This window comes from Enterococcus sp. FZMF (assembly GCF_030263915.1).
GTDB classification, from domain to species: domain Bacteria; phylum Bacillota; class Bacilli; order Lactobacillales; family Enterococcaceae; genus Enterococcus_D; species Enterococcus_D casseliflavus.
In genome coordinates this window covers 433,664-452,612 of the sequence record NZ_CP127160.1, presented here as the reverse complement: position 1 = coordinate 452,612, position 18,949 = coordinate 433,664, and the positions used below count along the sequence as shown (strand labels likewise).

The window sequence follows — 18,949 nt, the reverse complement described above, 5'->3', positions numbered from 1 at the left end:
CGCTCCACTTCTGATTTTGGTACCACTTTTTGCTAAAAAAGCCTAATCAATGACTAGGCTTCAAATTCGATCATATACGGATGCAAGGCAGTGTTATAGATCCCTTCTGTATATTCTACCACTTCTCCTTGTAGATCATACGAATAACGGGTTCGTTTCAAGGCAGCGACCTCCGGCGTGATCATAAACTTCTGTTGCTCTTCAGTCAAGGTCGTTGCCACAAACGCATCTTGAAAGCGATCGATGATCATTCGATGTTCATCCAATAGGCGATACAATGATTTTTCTTCAAAGACCTCGATGGAGGTTCCCTTTAGTTGCTTTGGCAAATGGTACTCATAGTAAATAAAGGGTTGGTGGTCAAAATAATACATGCGACGTAAACGCATGACTTCTTTGCCCATCAAAGAATACGCGGGGTGCTCAGGCGCAAGTTCGACTAATTCATAGCTGAGGTTTTTCTTCGTGTATTCCTTGCCAGTCTTTTCAAGCAATTGGCTAAACGTCGTGCCTTTTGACAGCTTGTTATAAGGGCGATTGCTTAAAACCGTCGTCCCACGTCCGCTGCGTTTTTCCACATACTCATCTGCCGCTAACAATTCGATGGCTTTGCGGACAGTGATCTTGCTGACATTGAAGGTGGCTTCCAATTCTGTTTCCGTCGGTAAAAATGAACCAATCGGGTAGCGACCCGACATGATGTCTTCTTTGAGCTTATCGGCAACATCACGGTAAAGAATGTGTTTGCGTTTCATTGCTATCTCGCCTTTCTCTCATTGGATTGGTCTTGTTCTCCTTATTCATCAAAGGTAGGAATGTCTTCTGGTTGCGGCTCGATCAAGACTTTCCGCGGCTTGCTGCCTTCAGAAGGGCCAACGACACCTTGATCTTCTAATTCATCCACTAACCGAGCCGCCCGGTTATAGCCGATGCGAAAACGTCGCTGCAAGAGAGAAACGCTGGCGGTCTGCATTTCCACCACAAGGGCTTTGGCATCTTCGAATAGCTCATCTTGCGGTTGTCCGCTACTGCCGGTACTCGTTTCTTCCTCAGTGACCATCATTTTTTCTTCATAATTGGCTTCTTGCTGATCGGTCACGAATTCAACCACTCGTTCGACTTCTTGGTCGGAAATAAAGGCCCCTTGGACCCGAATCGGTTTGTTCTCACCCATCGGCAGATACAGCATGTCGCCGCGTCCCAGCAGTTTTTCGGCTCCGTTCCCATCAATGATGGTCCGCGAATCGACACCGCTGGAAACCGCAAAGGCCATCCGTGACGGAACATTGGCTTTGATGATCCCTGTAATGACATCCACACTTGGTCGTTGCGTTGCCAGGATCATATGGATACCTGCTGCCCGTGCCATTTGCGCCAAACGAATGATGGCATCTTCGACTTCGTTGCTGGCAACCATCATCAAGTCGGCTAACTCATCGACAATCACTACAATGAATGGCAAGATCGGACGATTTTCGCCGTCTTCTAAATTCTTATTGATCACTAAATCGTTGTAGCCAGTAATGTTTCGGACCCCAGTTGCCGCAAATTTTTCGTAGCGCTCTTCCATTTCCTTGACCACTTTTTGCAACGCTTGCGCCGCTTTGCGGGGATTGGTCACGACAGGTGTCAAGAGATGGGGAATCCCATTGTAAACATTTAATTCAACCATTTTCGGGTCGATCATCATCAGTTTGACTTCATGGGGTTTTGCCCGCATCAAAATACTGGTGATGATGCCGTTGATGGCTACGGACTTCCCGCTCCCGGTCGATCCGGCAATCAAGAGATGGGGCATTTTCGTTAAGTCTGCCGTTTGGACACGGCCAGAAATATCGCGTCCTAAAGGTACTTCTAATAGTTTATCTGGATGATCCGGTTGGGCTTCGATCACTTCTCGGAATGAAACCATGCTGACTGCACTGTTTGGAACTTCGATCCCAATCAATGATTTCCCTGGGATCGGCGCTTCCATCCGCACATCTTTGGCAGCTAAGGCCAAGGCGATATCGTCGGTCAACCCGACGATTTTGCTGACTTTGACCCCTACTGCTGGTTGAACTTCGAATTTGGTTACTGCTGGTCCTAAGCTGGCTTTGACGACTTTTGCGTCAACACCGAAGCTTTGGAAGGTAGTTTCTAACACACCGATATTTTGTTCGATCTTTTTGTACTCGCTGCTTTGATCCGTTGAAGGGATCGAATCGAGTAATTGCGCTGAAGGCAATTCATAATCACGATTTTCAGCTTCTTCCGAAATCTCAAATTCCAATACTTCACCATCATCATCGAGGATCTCTCCGTCTTCATTGACCTTTTTGCTTGGTCCCGGTTTGTTTCCTGCTGGATGTGGTGCTTGAGCGGCCTCTGGTCCCGCCGCTTGCGGCAATTCCTGGAAGTGGTCGATGGGTACAAAGCTCAGCTGCTCTGGTTCAAAGTCAGCTGGCGCTTGCATCTGTTGTTCTTTTGCTGATTTTTCGTTTTCTGTCATTGGTCGGACTTGATTCTTTTCTTTGATCTCCGCCATGACTGCTGCTCGTTCGGCTTCTTTTTTGGCTTCTTTTTTGGCTTCTTTCGCAGCTTGTTTCTCTGCTGCTCGTTCCGCTTTGCGGGCTTCTCGTTCGGCTTGCTTTTCTGGAGAGCCTTCTAACAACCGCTGCAGCTTGTCACCAGCTGCTTGCAGGTGCTCGACTAACTCGTGGCTGCTCATTTGGCTGAACAAGAACACCCCAATCAGCATGAGTAAAACAGCAATGATGTAGCTGCCGATCTGGGAAACAAGAAAATAGGTCGCCCCATAGAGCATGGCGCCAATCATTCCGCCCCCGACATTTTGGATCACTTGGCTGCGCCGAATATCGCCTAACAGCGTCATCCACGTGGTTTGGAAGATATTGGCTTGTTCTCCCACCACATTACTAAAGATTTGCGCATGGAGGATGATCAGTAAACCAAAATACACCAATACACAGCCAATCACTCGCCGAATACTCTTAAAGCGAGCATCGGTCGTTTTGATCGCTAACCAGACACCATAAGCGGCTAGGGCAACACTCAAAAATTGGTACGTGTTTCCGCCAACGATCCGAAACCCGTTGGCAATCAAGGTTCCTAAAAAACCTAAATGGAAAAAGCCAAATATCGAAAACAAGACAAAGAGCAGGCCGACGCCGACCAGCATTAATTTCTCTTGCTGTTTTTGTTGTTTTTTTGTTTTGCGTTTCTTTGCGCGTTTTTTTTGCGCCATTTCTATCCCTCTTTTCATCTTTCCCTATTATAACGAAAAAAGAAGGCGAACAAAAGTTTTCCTGTGAGAAATTTTGGTTAGCTGTTGGAATTTAAGGAAAAAAGAGGATGTCTGCCAGATATAGCAGTGATCATCCTCTTTCTAGCTGGTCAACAAATTCAGCGACTGTATAGACAATCAGTCCCGATGATTCAAAATCAGCTGTATTGGTCGTTACTAGACTGTCGATTTGATTTCGCTTCGCACAAGCTGCTAAAACAGCATCCTCAAAATCTGTCATTGTTGAATCAAGCGCCTGAAGGCAATCTGCTTCCGTGACGGTTAAGACGGTATGCACTTGGATCAGTTTTTTGACTTCCCTCCGAGCATCGACTCCTGCTGCTCCATCGAGAATATAGAAAAGATCCGTTAAGGTACCTGCCGTAATCACGCCCTCGCAAAGTCCATAAATGGAACTGTTGTATATCTGTTTGATGGCTTCTTGATGGCTTTTAGCCCCTCTTCCTAATAAATAGTCAAGGATCACATTGGTGTCAATCACGACTCGTTTGGCTTTGTATTTGGTCATGCTTATTTTATTCTCCCAGATATTTTTTCCTACGCCGTTCGTTTCTTACTTTTTTGATGTCCACAACGTCAGGTGTTTCAAATGAATCTGCTAAAATGCCTTGCAAAGAATCGACTAAACGAAGTTTCTCCTCTAGGGACAACTCTCCTACTGACTGCTTTTCTGTAATAACTAACTGTTTTTTGCCATTGACTTCTTCTGCCAGTTCCATTTCTAGTTCAGAACCTACCTGGAGATCCAATTTCCGAATCATTTTCTTAGACAAGCGAACCCCCTGTCCGTTGCCCCACTTAATCAAATGAGCGGTCTCTTTATAATGTTCCACTCGGCTCCCTCCTCTTTATCGGATTTTCCTTACTACCTATCATTATAACATGAGCACGCCTATGTATACACAAGTATATACTTCAATCGTTCCTTCTTTCCTTAAATACGCAAAAGAAATGAATGTATAAAAAAACACCAGCTGCTAAGCAGCCAGTGTATCTTGTTGACTTGTTTTAGTTTGGTGTGACATCTTCGCCAAACCACTTTTCAGAGATTTCAGCAAAGGTGCCATTGTCTTGCAATTCTTTCAAGCCATCATTGATTTTATCTGCCATGGCTTGATCGTCTTTACGCACACCTACAGCAAAATCTTCTGCTTCAAAGGGGCTTTCGATTTCGTTGAAGTCATCGGTTTTGCCTGTTTGAGTCAAATAATATTCTGCGTAGACGCGGTCGATCAAAAGACCGTCGATCCGACCGTTTTCTAGATCGATAAAGGCTTCATTAAAGCTGGCATACAAGGTTGCGTCATTGCCGTCTACGAGATCCTTCAGAACTTCCGGTTGGTTGTTGAAGGTCTCATAACCAGAAGAACCTTCTTGGGCGCCTAAGACTTTGCCCTCCATATCATCAAAGCTAGTAATGCCGCTGGTTTTTGCTGTGACTAAGACTTGTTTGTTTTCCATATAAGTATCTGTAAACAATACTTTTTCTTCACGAGCTGCGGTTTTGGTATACCCGTTCCAGATCATATCGATGGTGCCATTGCTTAGTTCGGTTTCTTTCATGGACCAATCGATTGGTTGAAATTTGACTTTGGTTCCTGTTAGATCCAAAATCGCTGTTGCTAAATCCACATCAAACCCAACGATGTTGCCTTGGTCGTCTTTAAAGCCCATCGGTACAAAAGTATCGTCTAGGCCGACGATCACTTCTTCTTTGTCAGCGGCACTGGTTGTGGTGTCATTGTTGCTGCCACACGCCCCTAATAAAAATACACTTGCTGCTGCGATTCCCGTCAATAGTAATTTTTTCATTTTGTTCTCCCCCTTATTCTCCTGCTACTTTTAATAATTGATCACCGATATTTTCGGCAAAAACCAAATCATGGGTCACCACGATCTGGGTCACTCCTTCTTTTTTCAGATCCAAGATCAGCTGTTCGACTTGCTGTCTCAAGCCTGGATCTAAGGCGCTGGTAGGCTCGTCATAGGCCAACACTTTGGGATTCATCGCCATCGCTCGTGCGATAGCCACCCGTTGCCGCTGCCCCCCGGACAATTGGAAGGGATATTGGGCTAGTAGGTCACATAATCCTAGTTTTTCTGCCAACTGTTCGGCTTTTGCTGTATACGCGGCCTTGTCTTGTTTTAGCACCATTTTTGGCGCCAAAGTGATGTTTTCAAAAACTGACAAGTGCGGAAACAATTGGAAGTCTTGGAAGACGACACCGACGACTTGTTCTTGTTCTTTTGTGTCGGTGGGATCAAAGGCTTTGCCATCCAGCAAAAAGCTTCCAGAATCGATCGTTTCTAAACCAGCCAGTGTCCGAAGCAAGGTGGTTTTCCCGCCACCGGAAGGACCGACCACCGCTAAGATACTGCCGTCTTCGATCGTCAAGTCTAGCTGATCGATGACTTTTTTAGCGCCAAATGACTTTGATACTTGTTTTAGTTCTAACATATGTGGTTCCTCCTAACGGTAATAGTCCAGTTTGGTCTCGATTTGTTTTAACAACAACGTAAAGACGCCCGTCATCACCAAGTAGATCAAGCCGACCCCGACTAACGGAAGCAAGGTACTGTCTCGCTCCATAGCGATTTTTCCGATTCGCATCACGTCTGACAATCCTAAGATGTAGACGAGGGATGTGTCTTTGACAAGATTGATGACTTCATTGCCGACAGATGGCAGGGTGATCTTGACGACTTGTGGGATGATAATTTTTTGGATCGTTTGGATCGGGGACAAACGCAAGACTTTCGCGGCTTCGTATTGTCCTGCTGGAATCGATTGGATCCCTCCACGGAAAATCTCGGCAAAATAAGCAGCGTAATTGATAATAAAAGCGATCAAGGCTGCTTCAAAGCGGTCAAAGACGATCCCTAAGATCGGCAGACCGTAGAATACGAAGATCAGCTGTAGCAATAAAGGCGTTCCTCGCATCAACCAAACGTAGACTTGCACGATCAATTTCAAAATACGCAGACGACTGGCTAAAACAAAGGCCAACAAGATGCCTAAGGGAATGGACCCGATTAAGGTCAGTGCGAACAATTTAACGGTGATTCCAGTTCCTGAAATCAGTTGGGGCATAACATTGACTAAATACTCAAACATGGTGACTTCCTCCTTGATAGGTTTCAATTTCGATTAGCAGCGATACAGCTTAGCGACGGTTGGCTCCGACGCTTATGTGGCGCTGTACGTTGGCTGGTGAGGGGCAACTGGCAAGTTTCATTTTTCTAAAAAAGAAAAACAAAAAAAGCGCACACTGGCATTTGCCAGAGGACGCTTGATACGTGGTTCCACCTCAATTTGCCTTTCCTTCACAGGAAAAGGCCTCGTGCAGTCCTTGTGATCCTTCCACTTTCGGTTTTCGGTGAGATGCAAAAAAAGAGAAAAAAAACGTCCCCTAGCCATTACAGCTAAAGGACGTTATCAACGCGGTTCCACCTTTGTTTATCAGTGCTTCACAGCAACTGAACTCAGAAAGTCATCAATCAATGACTGCTGCTGTAACGGGCAAACCCGGTCTTTCCTACTTTTCTTTCGGAAAAACGACTCCAAGATGTGTTTCACAACCATGCGTTATCTCTTTGCACCAACCAGAGACTCTCTTCAAACAGCAAGTCTTGCTACTCTTCTTTTCGATGTCTGTTTCATTAAGTTGTGTCTTACTTTACTCGCTCTTAAAGAAAATGTCAAACATTTTTTCTGAAATTTTCGAAACTTTGTCGCATGCACCGGTTTCGAGGGGAAGATTCAGGGAAAAGAAGACGCAGCTGCTCAACCGAAGTACGCTTCAGCTAAGGCTTGTCCTTGCTTGATTTTTGCCCATTGCTGTTCAGTCGAAAGCTCATTGCCGCAGTCACAAGAGGCAAAGCCGCATTGATGAGAAAGATAAAGCCGCTCCTTAGGAATGATTTGGCTGGCTTTGTCTAATAAAGCGATCACTCGCTCTTCATCGTCTAATGTGGCGGTTTTGCTGGATAATAAGCCTAAGACAACTTCCACTTCTGGACGGTCTTTCAGCGCTTCTAAAGCCGAGATATCACCGGCACGGTCATCGTCCCACTCTAGGAAAAAGCGGTCATAATGCTGATCACGCAAGAATTTTTCGGCGATCGCTTTGTAAGTACCGCTGGCGGCCGCGCGGCTTTGGTAATTGCCGCGGCAGTTGTGGGTCCAGACTTTTAATCCTAATTCGTGGGCGTAGTCAGCGACTTCGTTGTTGATCGCCACGAATTCATCTGCTAACGCTTCTAAGCCGTCATTGCCTTGGGTGAAGAAGCTCTTGTCATTGTCTTCGGCGAATAATTCCCATAAACAATCATCGAACTGAACGATCTCACCACCTGCTTCTCGGTATTCCTGCAAGAATTCCTTGTAGGCGTTAAGCAGCCCTTCCCGCAAGGCTTCTTTCGTTGGATACACTTGACCTTCACCAACGAGGTCGTTAAAGACAGTCAGCTCGGTAAAGGCGTGGGCAGCCCCCCAGACGGTGATTTTGACTGGCAGATCGCCAGCTTGGCGTTTGGTTTCTTTAAACAACGTCAAGTAATGATGGTTTTTGCCAGATAATGGTTCTGTGATTCGGATGCCGATGTCTTTACGTGTCTCAAAATGTCCACCGTCCAAATCTTCAAAGGCATACCCATGATCGGAGATATAGCGCTCAACGCCTTTTAATCCCCAGAGAAAATCCAGGTGCCACATTGAGCGGCCGTGTTCGCCGTCTGTGATGACTGTGATGCCGTGTTCTTTTTGCGCTGCAATGATTTCAGTGATCGCTTTTGCTTCCGTTTCTTGGTAGCCAGGAAACGCATCATAAAACGGGTAGCGGATGTCCTCCCGATGCTCGATTTGATTTTTGTAGTCCAATAAATCTTGTGGTCGTAACAATGACCCCACAAGCTGAAATTTGTCTGTTGCCATATCCATTCCTCCTATACAAAGTTTTCAAAATTGTTAGATTTATTCTAGCAAACATCTTATACTATAGATAATACTTATAAACTTATATATTCCATAGGCAATACCTATAACATAAAAAGGAGGTTGCATCCCATGCGTATCCAGCAGCTTGAATATTTGGAAAAAATCGTAGAAACTGGCTCTTTCAATGAAGCCGCAAAACAGCTTTTCATCAGTCAGCCCTCCCTCTCTCAAGCCATGAAAGAGTTGGAAAAAGAGTATGATCTGCAGCTGTTTTACCGCAGTAAATTAGGGGTGACCTTGACCGATGATGGCCGTTCCTTTCTCAACTATGCTCGAAATGTTTTAGACCAAGTCAATCTCTTGGACGAACGCTTTCGCAAAGACAGCCATCGCAAGCATGTTTTCAGTGTTTCCGCACAACACTATGCCTTCGTCGTCCACGCCTTCGTGGAGCTGGTCAAACAGTTAGGGGAAGATGAATTTCAATTCACCTTGCGAGAGACCCAGACACAAAATGTACTGGATGATATCCAGACGTTTAAGAGCGAATTGGGGGTCATTTATCTGAATGATTTCAACACGACGGTCCTCACCCGTTTGATCCACGAAAAAGACCTGCAATTCATTCCTTTGTTTGAAGCCAAACCCCACGTCTTCATCGGCCGAGAAAATCCCCTGACTCAGAAAAAAAGTATCACATTAGCTGATTTGGAACCTTATACCTATTTGTCGTACGAACAAGGGGAAACCAATTCCTTCTACTTTTCTGAAGAGATCTTAAGCACTTTACAGCGCAAAAAACACATTCGCATCAGCGATCGTGCCACGATCTTCAATTTGATGGTGGGTCTCAACGGCTATACCATCAGCTCTGGGATCATCAGCAGTGAGCTGAATGATGAAAAAATCGTTGCGATCCCTTTGGAAGTCGATGATGCGATGACCCTAGGTTACCTCAAACACAAGAAAATGGAACTGAGCGAGATGGCTTTGGACTATCTCGCCTTGTTGAAGCAGCATATCAAAAATTACGGTTTCGACGTCTTTTAAAAAAAACGATCCGCAGACAGTCGGTCGGGCTACCTTAGTAAGGTGTCCCGACCCTGTTGCGGATCGTTTTGTTTCTTTTGTGCTTTTTTTGTTCTTAAACTGTCTTACGTTGGCGTTGTGGAGAATAAATCAACGCAATGGTTTCCATTCCCACTCTTCGACTTCAGCGATATCATAGCCGTTTTCTCGAATAAAGTCATGGTGATACGCAACGGTGTCTGCCATTTTTTGGGCAAAGTCCGTTGCTTTTTCTCCATAGACCCATTCGGCGGCGTCTTTGGCTAAGTGGAAGCGATCCAATTCAGAAAGGATCCGCATATCAAACGGTGTCGTGATGTCGCCATTTTCTCGGTACCCGTGAATATGAAGCTGTTGGTTGCGACGGCCAAAGAAGATGTCGCGAATCAGTCCTTCATATCCATGGAAAGCAAACACGATCGGTTTGTCTTTCGTAAAGTAGGCTTCGAATGCTTCATCGCTCAACCCACGAGGATCGACTTCTGGACGACGCAATTTCAATAGATCGACCACATTGATGAAGCGGACTTTCAACTCTGGGAAGGCTTCAATCAGCAAGGAAACAGCGGCTAAAGCTTCCAAATTCGGTTCCGTCCCAGCAGCTGCGATCACAATATCGGGTTCTTGTCCTTCATCTGTCGATGCCCAGTCGATGACTTTCAAGCCATCTTTGACAAGCACTTTCGCTTCATCCGCCGAATAAAACTGCGGACGTGGGTGTTTTGAAGAGACCACTAGATTGATCTTTTCTTCAGAAGCGAGCGTTTCTGCCATGACAGCCATCAAGCTATTGGCGTCGGCTGGCAAGTAGACCCGCACAAAGTCGGCTTTTTTCTCTGCAATATGGGTCATGATCCCTGGATCTTGGTGGGTGTACCCATTATGGTCTTGTTGGAAGACCGTTGATGAAGCAATCAAATTCAATGAGGGGTACGGGTTGCGCCAGTCAAGATCATGGGCTTTTCGTAACCATTTGAAGTGCTGCGTAATCATAGAATCAACGACTCTTAGGAATGACTCGTAGCTGGCAAAGAAGCCATGACGACCCGTCAGCACATAGCCTTCCAAGAAGCCTTCTGCTTGATGCTCTGATAATTGTGAATCAATCACACGGCCCACTGAAGACAGCCATTCATCGTAATCAGGATGTTTTGGCTCCAACCATTGGCGATCCGTGACTTCAAACACATGGTTCAACCGATTGGATTTGGCTTCATCTGGGCCAAAGATGCGGAAGTTGTCAGGATTTTCTTTGATGATGTCACGGGCAAATTTCCCAAAGACCATCATGTCTTGGGCAGTCGTTTCCCCAGGTGTCTCAATCGCAATGGCATGTGCTTGCCAATCTGGCAAGCGTAGCGGTTGCGGATCGATCCCCCCATTGGTGATCGGATTGACCGCCATCCGCTGCTCCCCTTTTGGCGCCAATTCTTGAATCTCAGCTTTGATGCGGCCGTTTTCGTCAAAAAGCTCTTCTGGACGATAAGACTGCAGCCAATCCGTCAAAGCATCCACGTGTTCCATATGTTTCGCATTGACCGGGATCGGCACTTGGTGGGCACGGAAGCCCCCTTCAATCGGCTCTCCATCCCAGACTTTCGGTCCAGTCCAGCCTTTCGGCGTGCGAACGATCAAAACAGGCCAATGAGGCATAGCGGCTTCTTCCGCAGAACCTTTGCGGACTTCTGCTTGGATCGCGTGGATCTGTTCGATGGCTTGATCCATTTTCTGTGCCAATTGCGGATGAACGGCTTCTGGATCGTCCCCTTCTACGAAATAAGGGGTCCAACCCATGCCTTCAAAATATTTCGTGAGATCTTGGTCACTTTTACGAGCCAAAATCGTTGGATTGGCAATCTTGGCGCCATTCAAATGCAAGATAGGCAAAATTGCGCCATCATTGACTGGATTGATAAAGGTATTTGAAAACCAGCTGCCCGCTAATGGTCCAGTTTCGGCTTCGCCATCACCGACCACTACTGCTGCAATGACATCGGGATTGTCTAAAATAGCTCCGGTAGCGTGGGCGATGGAATAGCCTAGCTCGCCGCCTTCATGGATCGAACCTGGCGTTTCAGGTGCCGCATGAGAAGCGATCCCACCTGGGAAAGAGAAGGTTTTGAATAGATGTTTCATCCCTGCTTCGTCTTGGGTGGCTTTTGGATAGATCTCGCTGTAGCTGCCGTCTAAATAAGCATTCGCAACCATGACTTGTCCACCATGGCCTGGTCCTTCGATATAAAACATGTTTAAGTCGTACTTATTGATGACGCGATTGAGATGGGTGTAAATAAAATTTTGCCCTGCGATCGTTCCCCAGTGACCAATCGGATTCACTTTCAAATCTTTTTCTTCGATGGGGCGGCGCAATAAGGGATTGTCTTTCAAATAAATCTGACCAACGGAAAGGTAGTTGGCTGCTCGCCACCAAGCGTTCATTTTCTGATAATACTCTGGTGTATCGTAGGTTGTCTTCATTGTGCTCCTCCTTTTAGTCCATTGTTCCACTCTTACATAAAAGTCTATGCCCCCTATATTTAAAAGTCAATTTTGCTGATTGCTGGTGCTTTCAGGGGTCTGCTTATCCGCACTTCGCAGCCAGAAGGCAAGAAAGCTTAAGAAAAACGCAAAGAAACCGCCGACCATCGCCAACGGTTTCTTTTGTGATTGGGTACTTATTTGATCGTTACGTATTCTAATCCCACAAGCTTCGCCCATGTTTCGATCTGATCAGAATTTAGGACAAGTGAGACAACGGTGTGATGGCCACCGCCTGTTTCGATCCACTGTTTGACGCCATCGTGGAAGTTTGGTTTTGGTGTCCACATTACTCGTGCAACCGGTAGTTTTGGTGCTTCTTCAGTTGGCTCAAAGGCATCGACTTCATTGATCAATAATTTGTAGTGGGTGCCAAAGTCTGCCATCGAAACCACGACACCTTCGCCGCCTTGGCCGTCAAAGACGAGTCGGGCTGGGTCTTCACGATCCCCCATCGACAATGGCGAAACCACGATTTTTGGTTTGTTGGCTGCTAATACTGGATCGACTTCCATCATGTGGGATTGCAAGATGGCTTCTTTTCCTGGTGTCAGCTCATAGGTATAATCTTCCATAAAGCCAGTCGCTTTATTGTGGGCCATGATTTTCATCAAGCGGTCAATAGCGGCGGTTTTCCAGTCCCCTTCACCAGCAAACCCATAGCCTTCTGCCATCAAACGTTGTACAGCTAAACCAGGCAACTGCTGCATACCATATAGGTCTTCAAAGTTCGTGGTAAATGCCGTATAGCCGCCTGCTTCAAGGAAGCGGCGCAGACCGATTTCTTGTTTGGCTTGGGCTTTGACATGACGTGCCCATTCTTCTTTGTCGTAATCGCCATAATCGAAATCATACAGCTGGCTGTATTCTTCAAAGAGTGCATCGACTTCTTCGTCAGTCACCGCATCGACGACTTGAACCAAATCGCCGATCCCAAAATAATCAACGGTCCAGCCAAATTGGATCTGTGCTTCGACTTTATCGCCTTCGGTCACCCCAACGTTACGCATGTTGTCGCCAAAACGAGCGACTTTGATTTGGAAGCTTTCATTGTAGCCGACTGCCACGTCCATCCAAGCAGCGATTTCTTTTTGGATGGCTTCATTTTTCCAATAGCCGACAACGATTTTGTTTTGCTTTTTCAAACGGGCATTGATAAATCCATATTCTCGGTCACCATGAGCCGCTTGGTTCAAGTTCATGAAGTCCATATCGATGGTTTCCCATGGAATTTGTTCATTGTATTGAGTGGCAAGGTGCAGCAATGGTTTTTGTAATAATTTCGTGCCGCGAATCCACATTTTTGCTGGTGAGAAGGTATGCATCCAGGTGATCACCCCAGCGACTTCATCCCGATAGTTGACTTCTTTCATGATTTTCGTAATCGTATCGGCAGTAACAGCGAGTTCTTGTAAAACGACTGGATAAGGCAGCTTTGAGCTGTCATTTAAGCTTTTGACCATTTCTTCTGCATGGTCCCGTACTTCTTGTAACGCTTCTTCTCCGTATAAGTGCTGTGATCCTACAACGAACCAAAATTCTTTTTTCCCGATTTCTAACATTTTACTTGCTCCTTTTTCGTTATTTTTGCCCGTAATAGGCATTTTCTCCATGTTTGCGTAAATAATGCTTGTCTAAGACCCGCTGCGGCAATTCGGGTGCGTAACTGTTCAGCTGACGCGTGATAAAATTCATCTTAGCGATTTCTTCTAAGACCACTGCGTTCATCACCGCCGCATCCGCCGTTTTGCCCCAGGTAAATGGTCCATGACCGTGAAGCAAGACACCAGGAATTTCTTCTGGCGTGATGCCCCGTTCCTTAAAGGTTTCGACGATCACCTGTCCTGTTTGTGCTTCATAGCCTTCATCGATCTCGGTTTGCGTCAAAAAGCGGGCACAGGGGACTGCCCCATAAAACGTATCGGCATGAGTTGTGCCCATCGCTGGCAGATCGAGTCCTGCCTGAGCCCAGCTCGTCGCCCAAGTAGAATGGGTATGGACGATCCCACCAATTTCTGGAAATGCTTTGTATAAAACGGCATGCGTTGGCGTATCGGAGGAAGGATTTTTCGCTCCTTCCACTACGTTGCCCTCAAAATCACAAACCACCATATCACTGGCTTGCATGGTTTCATAGTCAACACCGCTAGGTTTGATGACAAACAATTGCTGTTGGCGATCCACTGCTGACACATTGCCCCAGGTGTATTTGATCAATCCTTGCTTCGGCAATGCCAAATTGGCCTGAAAGACTTCTTCTTTTAATCCTTCTAACACAAAATTCCCTTCTTTCTTTTTAAATCAACGCATCGATTGCCGCTTGCTCGATCGGCAACCCTGCTTGGTAACGTTGGGTAAAGACGGTGAACCCCTGAATGTCGGCTTCTGTCGGGGCTAAGGTCACGCCGTGGTCATTTTTAAACACTTGATCTGCTAAGAATGCGGCCAAGGATTGTTCTGGCGTATGACGGCGAAGGTACGCTGCTAAAAGGGCGATCCCCCAGGCGCCGCCTTCACCAGCCGTTTCCATGACCGTGACTGGGGCTTCCATGACAGCTGCCAAGACACGTTGGGCAACTTCTGGCGTCTTGAAGATCCCACCGTGACCAACGATTCGATCAATAGCGACGTCTTCGGCTTCCAGAATCTTCATCCCGATCTTCATCGCACCAAAGGCACTAAACAGATGTAAGCGCATGAAATTTGCTAAAGTAAAAGAACTCTCTGGCGATCGGACGAAAAGCGGCCGTCCTTCAGGGATCTTAGTGATATTTTCACCAGAGTAATAGCCATAAGAAAGCATCCCGCCACAGTCTGAATCCCCTTTCAATGCTTCGTTGAATAAGGTCGTAAACAATTCTTCCGTGGAGAGTTTCATTCCAGCTGCGTCGGCAAACTCGCGGAAAAGTTTGACCCAGGCATTGATCTCCGAGGTACAGTTATTCGTATGGACCATCCCCACCAAATCACCAGAAGGCGTCGTGACCAAATCGATCTCTGGATACACTTTAGTTAAGGGTTCTTCTAAGACGATCATGGCAAAAGCAGACGTCCCGGCTGAAACATTCCCGCTTCGCTGTGCCACACTATTCGTGGCAACCATGCCAGTGCCCGCATCGCCTTCTGGCGGACATAACGGGATGCCAGCTTGCAAAGTACCAGTTGGGTCGAGTTTTTTTGCACCTTCTGCCGTCAATGTGCCGGCTGGTTCGCCTGCTGTCAACACTTGCGGCAAAAGGTCTTTGATCTGCCAAGGATAGCCTTGACTGCTGATTTGTGTATCAAATTGCTGCAGCATATTCGCATCATAGTTTTTTGTCGTACTGTCGATTGGGAACATCCCTGATGCATCGCCGATTCCGATAACTTTTTCCCCTGTCAGCTGCCAATGGACATAGCCGGCTAAGGTAGTGAAAAAAGCAACCTCTGGGACGTGGGCTTCTTGATTCAAAATCGCTTGATACAAATGCGCGATACTCCAACGCTGCGGGATGTTGTATTGGAACAATGCTGTCAAGGCTTTTTCTGCTTCTTCCGTGATCGCATTGCGCCATGTCCGAAAAGGTACCAACAGCGTGCCTTGCTGATCAAAAGCCATATAGCCGTGCATCATTGCAGAAAAACCGATACTGCCGATCGTCGTCAAAGGTACCTCAAATTGCTGTTGGATGTTGTGCGCCAACTCTTGGTAGCTGGCTTGCAGTCCTTGCCAAATCGCCTCTAGTGAGTAGGTCCAAATCCCTTGCTCCAATTGATTTTCCCATTCAAAGCTACCTGAAGCGATCGTCTGAAACTGCTCATCGATCAAGACAGCTTTGATCCGTGTCGAGCCTAGCTCGATCCCAAGAGACGTGCGCCCGTCAATAATTGCTTGCCTTACTTGTTGCGTCATCTTCTTATTCTCCTTTTTGGTTATTGACTGAACCGCGAACGATCAGCTCCGGTTCAAAATAAAAGCGTTGCGCTTCTGTTGCCTTACCTGTAGTGATCCATTGTGCCGCCAATTCCCCCATCGCTTCTTTCGGGTGAGTCAGTGTGGTGATCGTCGGTGTGGACAAGGTGCTAAGAGGCGAGTCATCGTTACCCACGATCGAAAAATCAGTAGGGACGTTCTTCCCAGCAGCCGTCAATGCTTGAATCAAGCGATGCGCGATCTCATCGTTGTAACAAACGATGCCTGTGACTTGATTATCGGCAGCCGTCAAGCGCTGGATCGCTTGTTCAATAACGGCTTCTTTCGTCTCGGTCGTATACGTCAAGACGTCTTCTGCTGCAAACGTCCGCTTGGCTTGGGTCAATGCTTTGACAAACCCTTTCATCCGATATTTCCCTTGTAAGTCATCGATTTTCGTGATCATCATCAACTGCTGATGCTGTTGTTCTAATAAATAATTGGTTGCTAAAAACCCAGAACGTGTATCGTTGACACAAATATGCGGCAAGTCTAGTTCTTCATAATAGGCATTGATCATGACGAGAGGAATCCCGGCTTCTTGGAGGGCGACATAATAAGCAAGATTCGGGTTGTACTGGCTGCTCTTCGTTGGCTCAACGATCAACCCGTCTACCCCTTGATCCATCATTTGCTGCAAGCACGCTCTTTCTTGCTCATGGTCATTGTTGGTTGATCCTAGAAGCAGTGAATAGCCTTGCTCCCGCAATGTCTGCTCCACGCCGCGCATGATCGAAGGGAAAATATAATCAGACAAATAGGTCATGATGATCCCAATCGTTTTGCGGTTTTTATGATTGACAGTCTCAGGTTTTGAAACGTAGGTGCCTGAGCCCCGTTCTTTTCTTAAATAGCCTTCATTGACCAAAACAGCGATCGCTTGGCGTACCGTGTGACGGCTATAATGAAATTCTTCCTGTAAGGTTGCTTCTGAAGGGATCGCATCGCCTTCTTGATAGGTGCCTAAGCGGATCTTTTCTCTTAAGATATCCGCAAGTTGTTCGTACTTATTCGCCATTTTAATCCCATCTTTCAAAAGTTGTCCGTACATCTAAGATACCAAGAAACCGCTTCCGTGTCAATTGCTGCTATGGCTTTTTTCTAAAAAAACCTAACGAAAAGAAGGTAAATGATAAATTACCTTTATTTTCATCAGAATAAAACGAATCAAAACACTATTTGTTGTATAATTGAATAAAATGTTGCTTATTACGTTTAAGGAGGTAAGTATTTTGACGAGAACACCTAATGAAACCTACGAGGAACCCATTATTTTGTATTCAAAAAAATATCGAGAAAATCGCAGACATGATGCCAGCTGTCGTTGGCTCATTACGAAAAAAGGCGTCTGGATAAACAACACCCATCCAAAAATCCCAGATGAAAAGATCCCCATGGCAAAAATTGCCGATGTGGAATTACATATAGGCAAAGGTCTCTTAGTGGACTACCTCCGACTGCAGGTACCAGGTAATTCTCAATTGCTCTATTTCACCAATCGAATCGATGCCCAAAAAGCCTATGAATTTTTAACGGATCATTTGGCAGCACTTGGTGGGCAATCAGCCAAAAGTTACGTGGATGAAGAGGCTGGAAAAATCAAATTACTTTCCTATCATTATCGTGATGCTTGGGTCATTTCAGAAGATACCCTCACAATCATCGATTACAAGAAGAAAGCGAAACAGGTTCTGCAGATTCCCCAAATTACCAGTGTCAATTTGAAAGAAGTTGCTGAATCAGGTCTTTGGAAAGGCAATGGCTTTTTAGAATTGTATATTGGCGGCGGAGCGATCAGAGAAACCCATTCCTTCAGACGAATGGAACCGAATCACTCCCTTTGCTTTGCCGAAAAAGACCTGGTGATTGCTCGGATCATACAGCGCTACCTCACCAACTTCCCTCGGGAGCGGTCGGTCCCGTTAACGAACCCATCGCCGCCGCCAGCTGCGAAGCCGACGGAAGCGCTCATTGCTGAACTACGTGAACTAAAAGTGTTGGTCGACGAAGGAATTTTGACTGAAGAAGAATTTGCATTCAAGAAAAAACAACTGTTAGGATTATAGAAGCAATCGCTTCGGGAAAAAGCCGCCCTCCTGCCATGAGAAGGCAGAGCTTTCCGTGAAGGGCTGTGCTTTTTCCCTGGGAAAATTTTGAACGGTTTTTTTAGAACATGCTATACTAAATGAAGAATACGTAGAGTATCTCAAAGGAGGTCTTTCTCATTTTTTCTTTTAATGACATCAAAGCACGTTTCCCCCAGGCAACGTTGCATGACAAAGTTGCCACAACGAAGGCTATCGAATCCATCGCCTTCGGCAAAAAATATATTTGGCTGCCAACTGACCAATTAAGTGACAGTGAAAAATTGCTGATCCAACTGGGAAACGGCTCTTTGCAACCAGAAATCGATAACCGAAACCATCCATGGTATCCGATTTTATTTGAACATCAGCCCGTTCAAGAGCCAGAGTGGATTCGCTTGCTGCAAGTTCATTTCACCCGAACCATCGACTCTTTGCAATCCGAATGGCTCGCAGAGATTCAGCAAATGCTCCCTAGCGTGGTGGATCTTTTTTTCCTCACCGAAGACCATGCAGTGATCGTAGAAAAACAAGATGGTGCCAATTTGCCCATCGAAGATCTCGACGGCTTATTCGTCGCTTTGGATATGGATTTCGACTGCTATTCCCAGCTGTTCGTCGGTCCCTTCCATCATCCGCGCCACGATTTCACTACCTTATGGGCAAGTGAGTCTAGCCTGTTCAAAAATGAGTTAAAAACGAAAACCACCAGTAAAAGCATGGATCTGCCCAAAGTGGTCTTCTCTCTTTTTCGCAACGGCTTTTCCGAGTATATTTCCTTGTTTCGTACCTTGTATCTAGATTGGTTTGAAGAAGAGACCGAAACGATCATTCAATCCCTGTGGCGCAATCAAGGCAATGCAAGCTCCACAGCCAAAGAACTGTTCATGCATCGGAATTCTCTCCTATATAAGATCGATAAGTTTCAAACACTGACGCGCTTAAATTTAAAAAATATGGATGATCTGCTGCTTTGCTATTTATTGATCGATCAGTTCACCCATCAGAGCAATTAAACAACATGCACAAGAAAATGTTTTTTTCTTGTGCATGTTTCCGTTGCA

Annotated in this window: 16 protein-coding genes and 1 other annotated feature; of the genes, 3 read left to right on the top strand and 13 right to left on the bottom strand. The window is 46.0% G+C overall.

What is annotated here, in order from left to right; genetic code table 11:
• Positions 1 to 53: 53 nt before the first annotated feature.
• The 8 genes from QN079_RS02165 to QN079_RS02130 form a co-directional block, all read right to left on the bottom strand.
• Entirely contained in the window at positions 54 to 755 is a 702-nt protein-coding gene (locus QN079_RS02165) for a GntR family transcriptional regulator (protein ID WP_005232219.1), read from the bottom strand.
• Between the two features lie 41 nt (positions 756 to 796).
• On the bottom strand, positions 797 to 3,247 hold the full coding sequence (locus QN079_RS02160) for an FtsK/SpoIIIE family DNA translocase (RefSeq protein ID WP_289230350.1): 2,451 nt from the start codon (positions 3,245 to 3,247) through the stop codon (positions 797 to 799).
• A gap of 130 nt (positions 3,248 to 3,377) precedes the next feature.
• Positions 3,378 to 3,815 carry a PIN domain-containing protein gene (locus QN079_RS02155; RefSeq protein ID WP_289230349.1) on the bottom strand — a complete coding sequence of 146 codons (438 nt, stop codon included), beginning with the start codon at positions 3,813 to 3,815 and terminating at the stop codon, positions 3,378 to 3,380.
• A 7-nt stretch (positions 3,816 to 3,822) separates the two neighbouring features.
• Positions 3,823 to 4,140 carry an AbrB/MazE/SpoVT family DNA-binding domain-containing protein gene (locus QN079_RS02150; RefSeq protein WP_218212368.1) on the bottom strand — a complete coding sequence of 106 codons (318 nt, stop codon included), beginning with the start codon at positions 4,138 to 4,140 and terminating at the stop codon, positions 3,823 to 3,825.
• Positions 4,141 to 4,315: 175 nt separating this feature from the next.
• A complete protein-coding gene (locus QN079_RS02145) occupies positions 4,316 to 5,119 on the bottom strand; it encodes an amino acid ABC transporter substrate-binding protein (protein ID WP_289230348.1) in 804 nt (267 codons plus the stop codon).
• 13 nt (positions 5,120 to 5,132) lie between these two features.
• The gene (locus QN079_RS02140) at positions 5,133 to 5,765 is read right to left on the bottom strand and encodes an amino acid ABC transporter ATP-binding protein (RefSeq protein WP_289230347.1); all 633 of its coding nucleotides are present in this window, start codon (positions 5,763 to 5,765) and stop codon (positions 5,133 to 5,135) included.
• 12 nt (positions 5,766 to 5,777) lie between these two features.
• Complete coding sequence (locus QN079_RS02135) at positions 5,778 to 6,422, bottom strand: amino acid ABC transporter permease (protein WP_010748717.1); 645 nt, start codon at positions 6,420 to 6,422, stop codon at positions 5,778 to 5,780.
• 308 nt (positions 6,423 to 6,730) lie between these two features.
• Positions 6,731 to 6,965: a binding site (T-box leader), on the bottom strand.
• Positions 6,966 to 7,091: 126 nt separating this feature from the next.
• Positions 7,092 to 8,246 carry a cobalamin-independent methionine synthase II family protein gene (locus QN079_RS02130; protein WP_213355803.1) on the bottom strand — a complete coding sequence of 385 codons (1,155 nt, stop codon included), beginning with the start codon at positions 8,244 to 8,246 and terminating at the stop codon, positions 7,092 to 7,094.
• 126 nt (positions 8,247 to 8,372) lie between these two features.
• On the opposite strand from QN079_RS02130, the gene QN079_RS02125 reads away from it, so the two are divergent.
• Entirely contained in the window at positions 8,373 to 9,293 is a 921-nt protein-coding gene (locus QN079_RS02125) for a LysR family transcriptional regulator (protein WP_005227268.1), read from the top strand.
• 129 nt (positions 9,294 to 9,422) lie between these two features.
• Here the strand turns inward: QN079_RS02125 and QN079_RS02120 are convergent, their stop codons facing one another.
• From QN079_RS02120 to QN079_RS02100, 5 genes are all read right to left on the bottom strand, one after another.
• Positions 9,423 to 11,789, bottom strand: a complete 2,367-nt coding sequence (locus QN079_RS02120; protein ID WP_289230346.1) for a phosphoketolase family protein — start codon at positions 11,787 to 11,789, stop codon at positions 9,423 to 9,425.
• Between the two features lie 197 nt (positions 11,790 to 11,986).
• Complete coding sequence (araA, locus tag QN079_RS02115; protein WP_005227266.1) at positions 11,987 to 13,411, bottom strand: L-arabinose isomerase; 1,425 nt, start codon at positions 13,409 to 13,411, stop codon at positions 11,987 to 11,989.
• Positions 13,412 to 13,430: 19 nt separating this feature from the next.
• On the bottom strand, positions 13,431 to 14,126 hold the full coding sequence (locus QN079_RS02110) for an L-ribulose-5-phosphate 4-epimerase (RefSeq protein ID WP_142968013.1): 696 nt from the start codon (positions 14,124 to 14,126) through the stop codon (positions 13,431 to 13,433).
• Positions 14,127 to 14,145: 19 nt separating this feature from the next.
• Positions 14,146 to 15,741, bottom strand: coding sequence for a xylulokinase (locus QN079_RS02105; RefSeq protein WP_289230345.1), 1,596 nt, complete (start codon positions 15,739 to 15,741; stop codon positions 14,146 to 14,148).
• 4 nt (positions 15,742 to 15,745) lie between these two features.
• Positions 15,746 to 16,852 carry a GntR family transcriptional regulator gene (locus QN079_RS02100; RefSeq protein ID WP_016609602.1) on the bottom strand — a complete coding sequence of 369 codons (1,107 nt, stop codon included), beginning with the start codon at positions 16,850 to 16,852 and terminating at the stop codon, positions 15,746 to 15,748.
• A 148-nt stretch (positions 16,853 to 17,000) separates the two neighbouring features.
• On the opposite strand from QN079_RS02100, the gene QN079_RS02095 reads away from it, so the two are divergent.
• On the top strand, positions 17,001 to 17,867 hold the full coding sequence (locus QN079_RS02095; protein WP_074934402.1) for an SHOCT domain-containing protein: 867 nt from the start codon (positions 17,001 to 17,003) through the stop codon (positions 17,865 to 17,867).
• Between the two features lie 203 nt (positions 17,868 to 18,070).
• Entirely contained in the window at positions 18,071 to 18,901 is an 831-nt protein-coding gene (locus QN079_RS02090) for a helix-turn-helix domain-containing protein (RefSeq protein ID WP_289230344.1), read from the top strand.
• Positions 18,902 to 18,949: the final 48 nt, after the last annotated feature.

Bases quoted from the DNA above. Each gene is read 5' to 3' on its own strand.
- QN079_RS02140 (WP_289230347.1), bottom strand. From the start codon at position 5,765: ATGTTAGAACTAAAACAAGTATCAAAGTCATTTGGCGCTAAAAAAGTC.
- QN079_RS02130 (WP_213355803.1), bottom strand. From the start codon at position 8,246: ATGGATATGGCAACAGACAAATTTCAGCTTGTGGGGTCATTGTTACGA.
- QN079_RS02135 (WP_010748717.1), bottom strand. From the start codon at position 6,422: ATGTTTGAGTATTTAGTCAATGTTATGCCCCAACTGATTTCAGGAACT.
- QN079_RS02120 (WP_289230346.1), bottom strand. From the start codon at position 11,789: ATGAAGACAACCTACGATACACCAGAGTATTATCAGAAAATGAACGCT.
- QN079_RS02160 (WP_289230350.1), bottom strand. From the start codon at position 3,247: ATGGCGCAAAAAAAACGCGCAAAGAAACGCAAAACAAAAAAACAACAA.
- QN079_RS02125 (WP_005227268.1), top strand. From the start codon at position 8,373: ATGCGTATCCAGCAGCTTGAATATTTGGAAAAAATCGTAGAAACTGGC.
- QN079_RS02145 (WP_289230348.1), bottom strand. From the start codon at position 5,119: ATGAAAAAATTACTATTGACGGGAATCGCAGCAGCAAGTGTATTTTTA.
- QN079_RS02155 (WP_289230349.1), bottom strand. From the start codon at position 3,815: ATGACCAAATACAAAGCCAAACGAGTCGTGATTGACACCAATGTGATC.
- QN079_RS02095 (WP_074934402.1), top strand. From the start codon at position 17,001: ATGTTGCTTATTACGTTTAAGGAGGTAAGTATTTTGACGAGAACACCT.
- araA (WP_005227266.1), bottom strand. From the start codon at position 13,411: ATGTTAGAAATCGGGAAAAAAGAATTTTGGTTCGTTGTAGGATCACAG.
- QN079_RS02105 (WP_289230345.1), bottom strand. From the start codon at position 15,741: ATGACGCAACAAGTAAGGCAAGCAATTATTGACGGGCGCACGTCTCTT.
- QN079_RS02100 (WP_016609602.1), bottom strand. From the start codon at position 16,852: ATGTACGGACAACTTTTGAAAGATGGGATTAAAATGGCGAATAAGTAC.
- QN079_RS02165 (WP_005232219.1), bottom strand. From the start codon at position 755: ATGAAACGCAAACACATTCTTTACCGTGATGTTGCCGATAAGCTCAAA.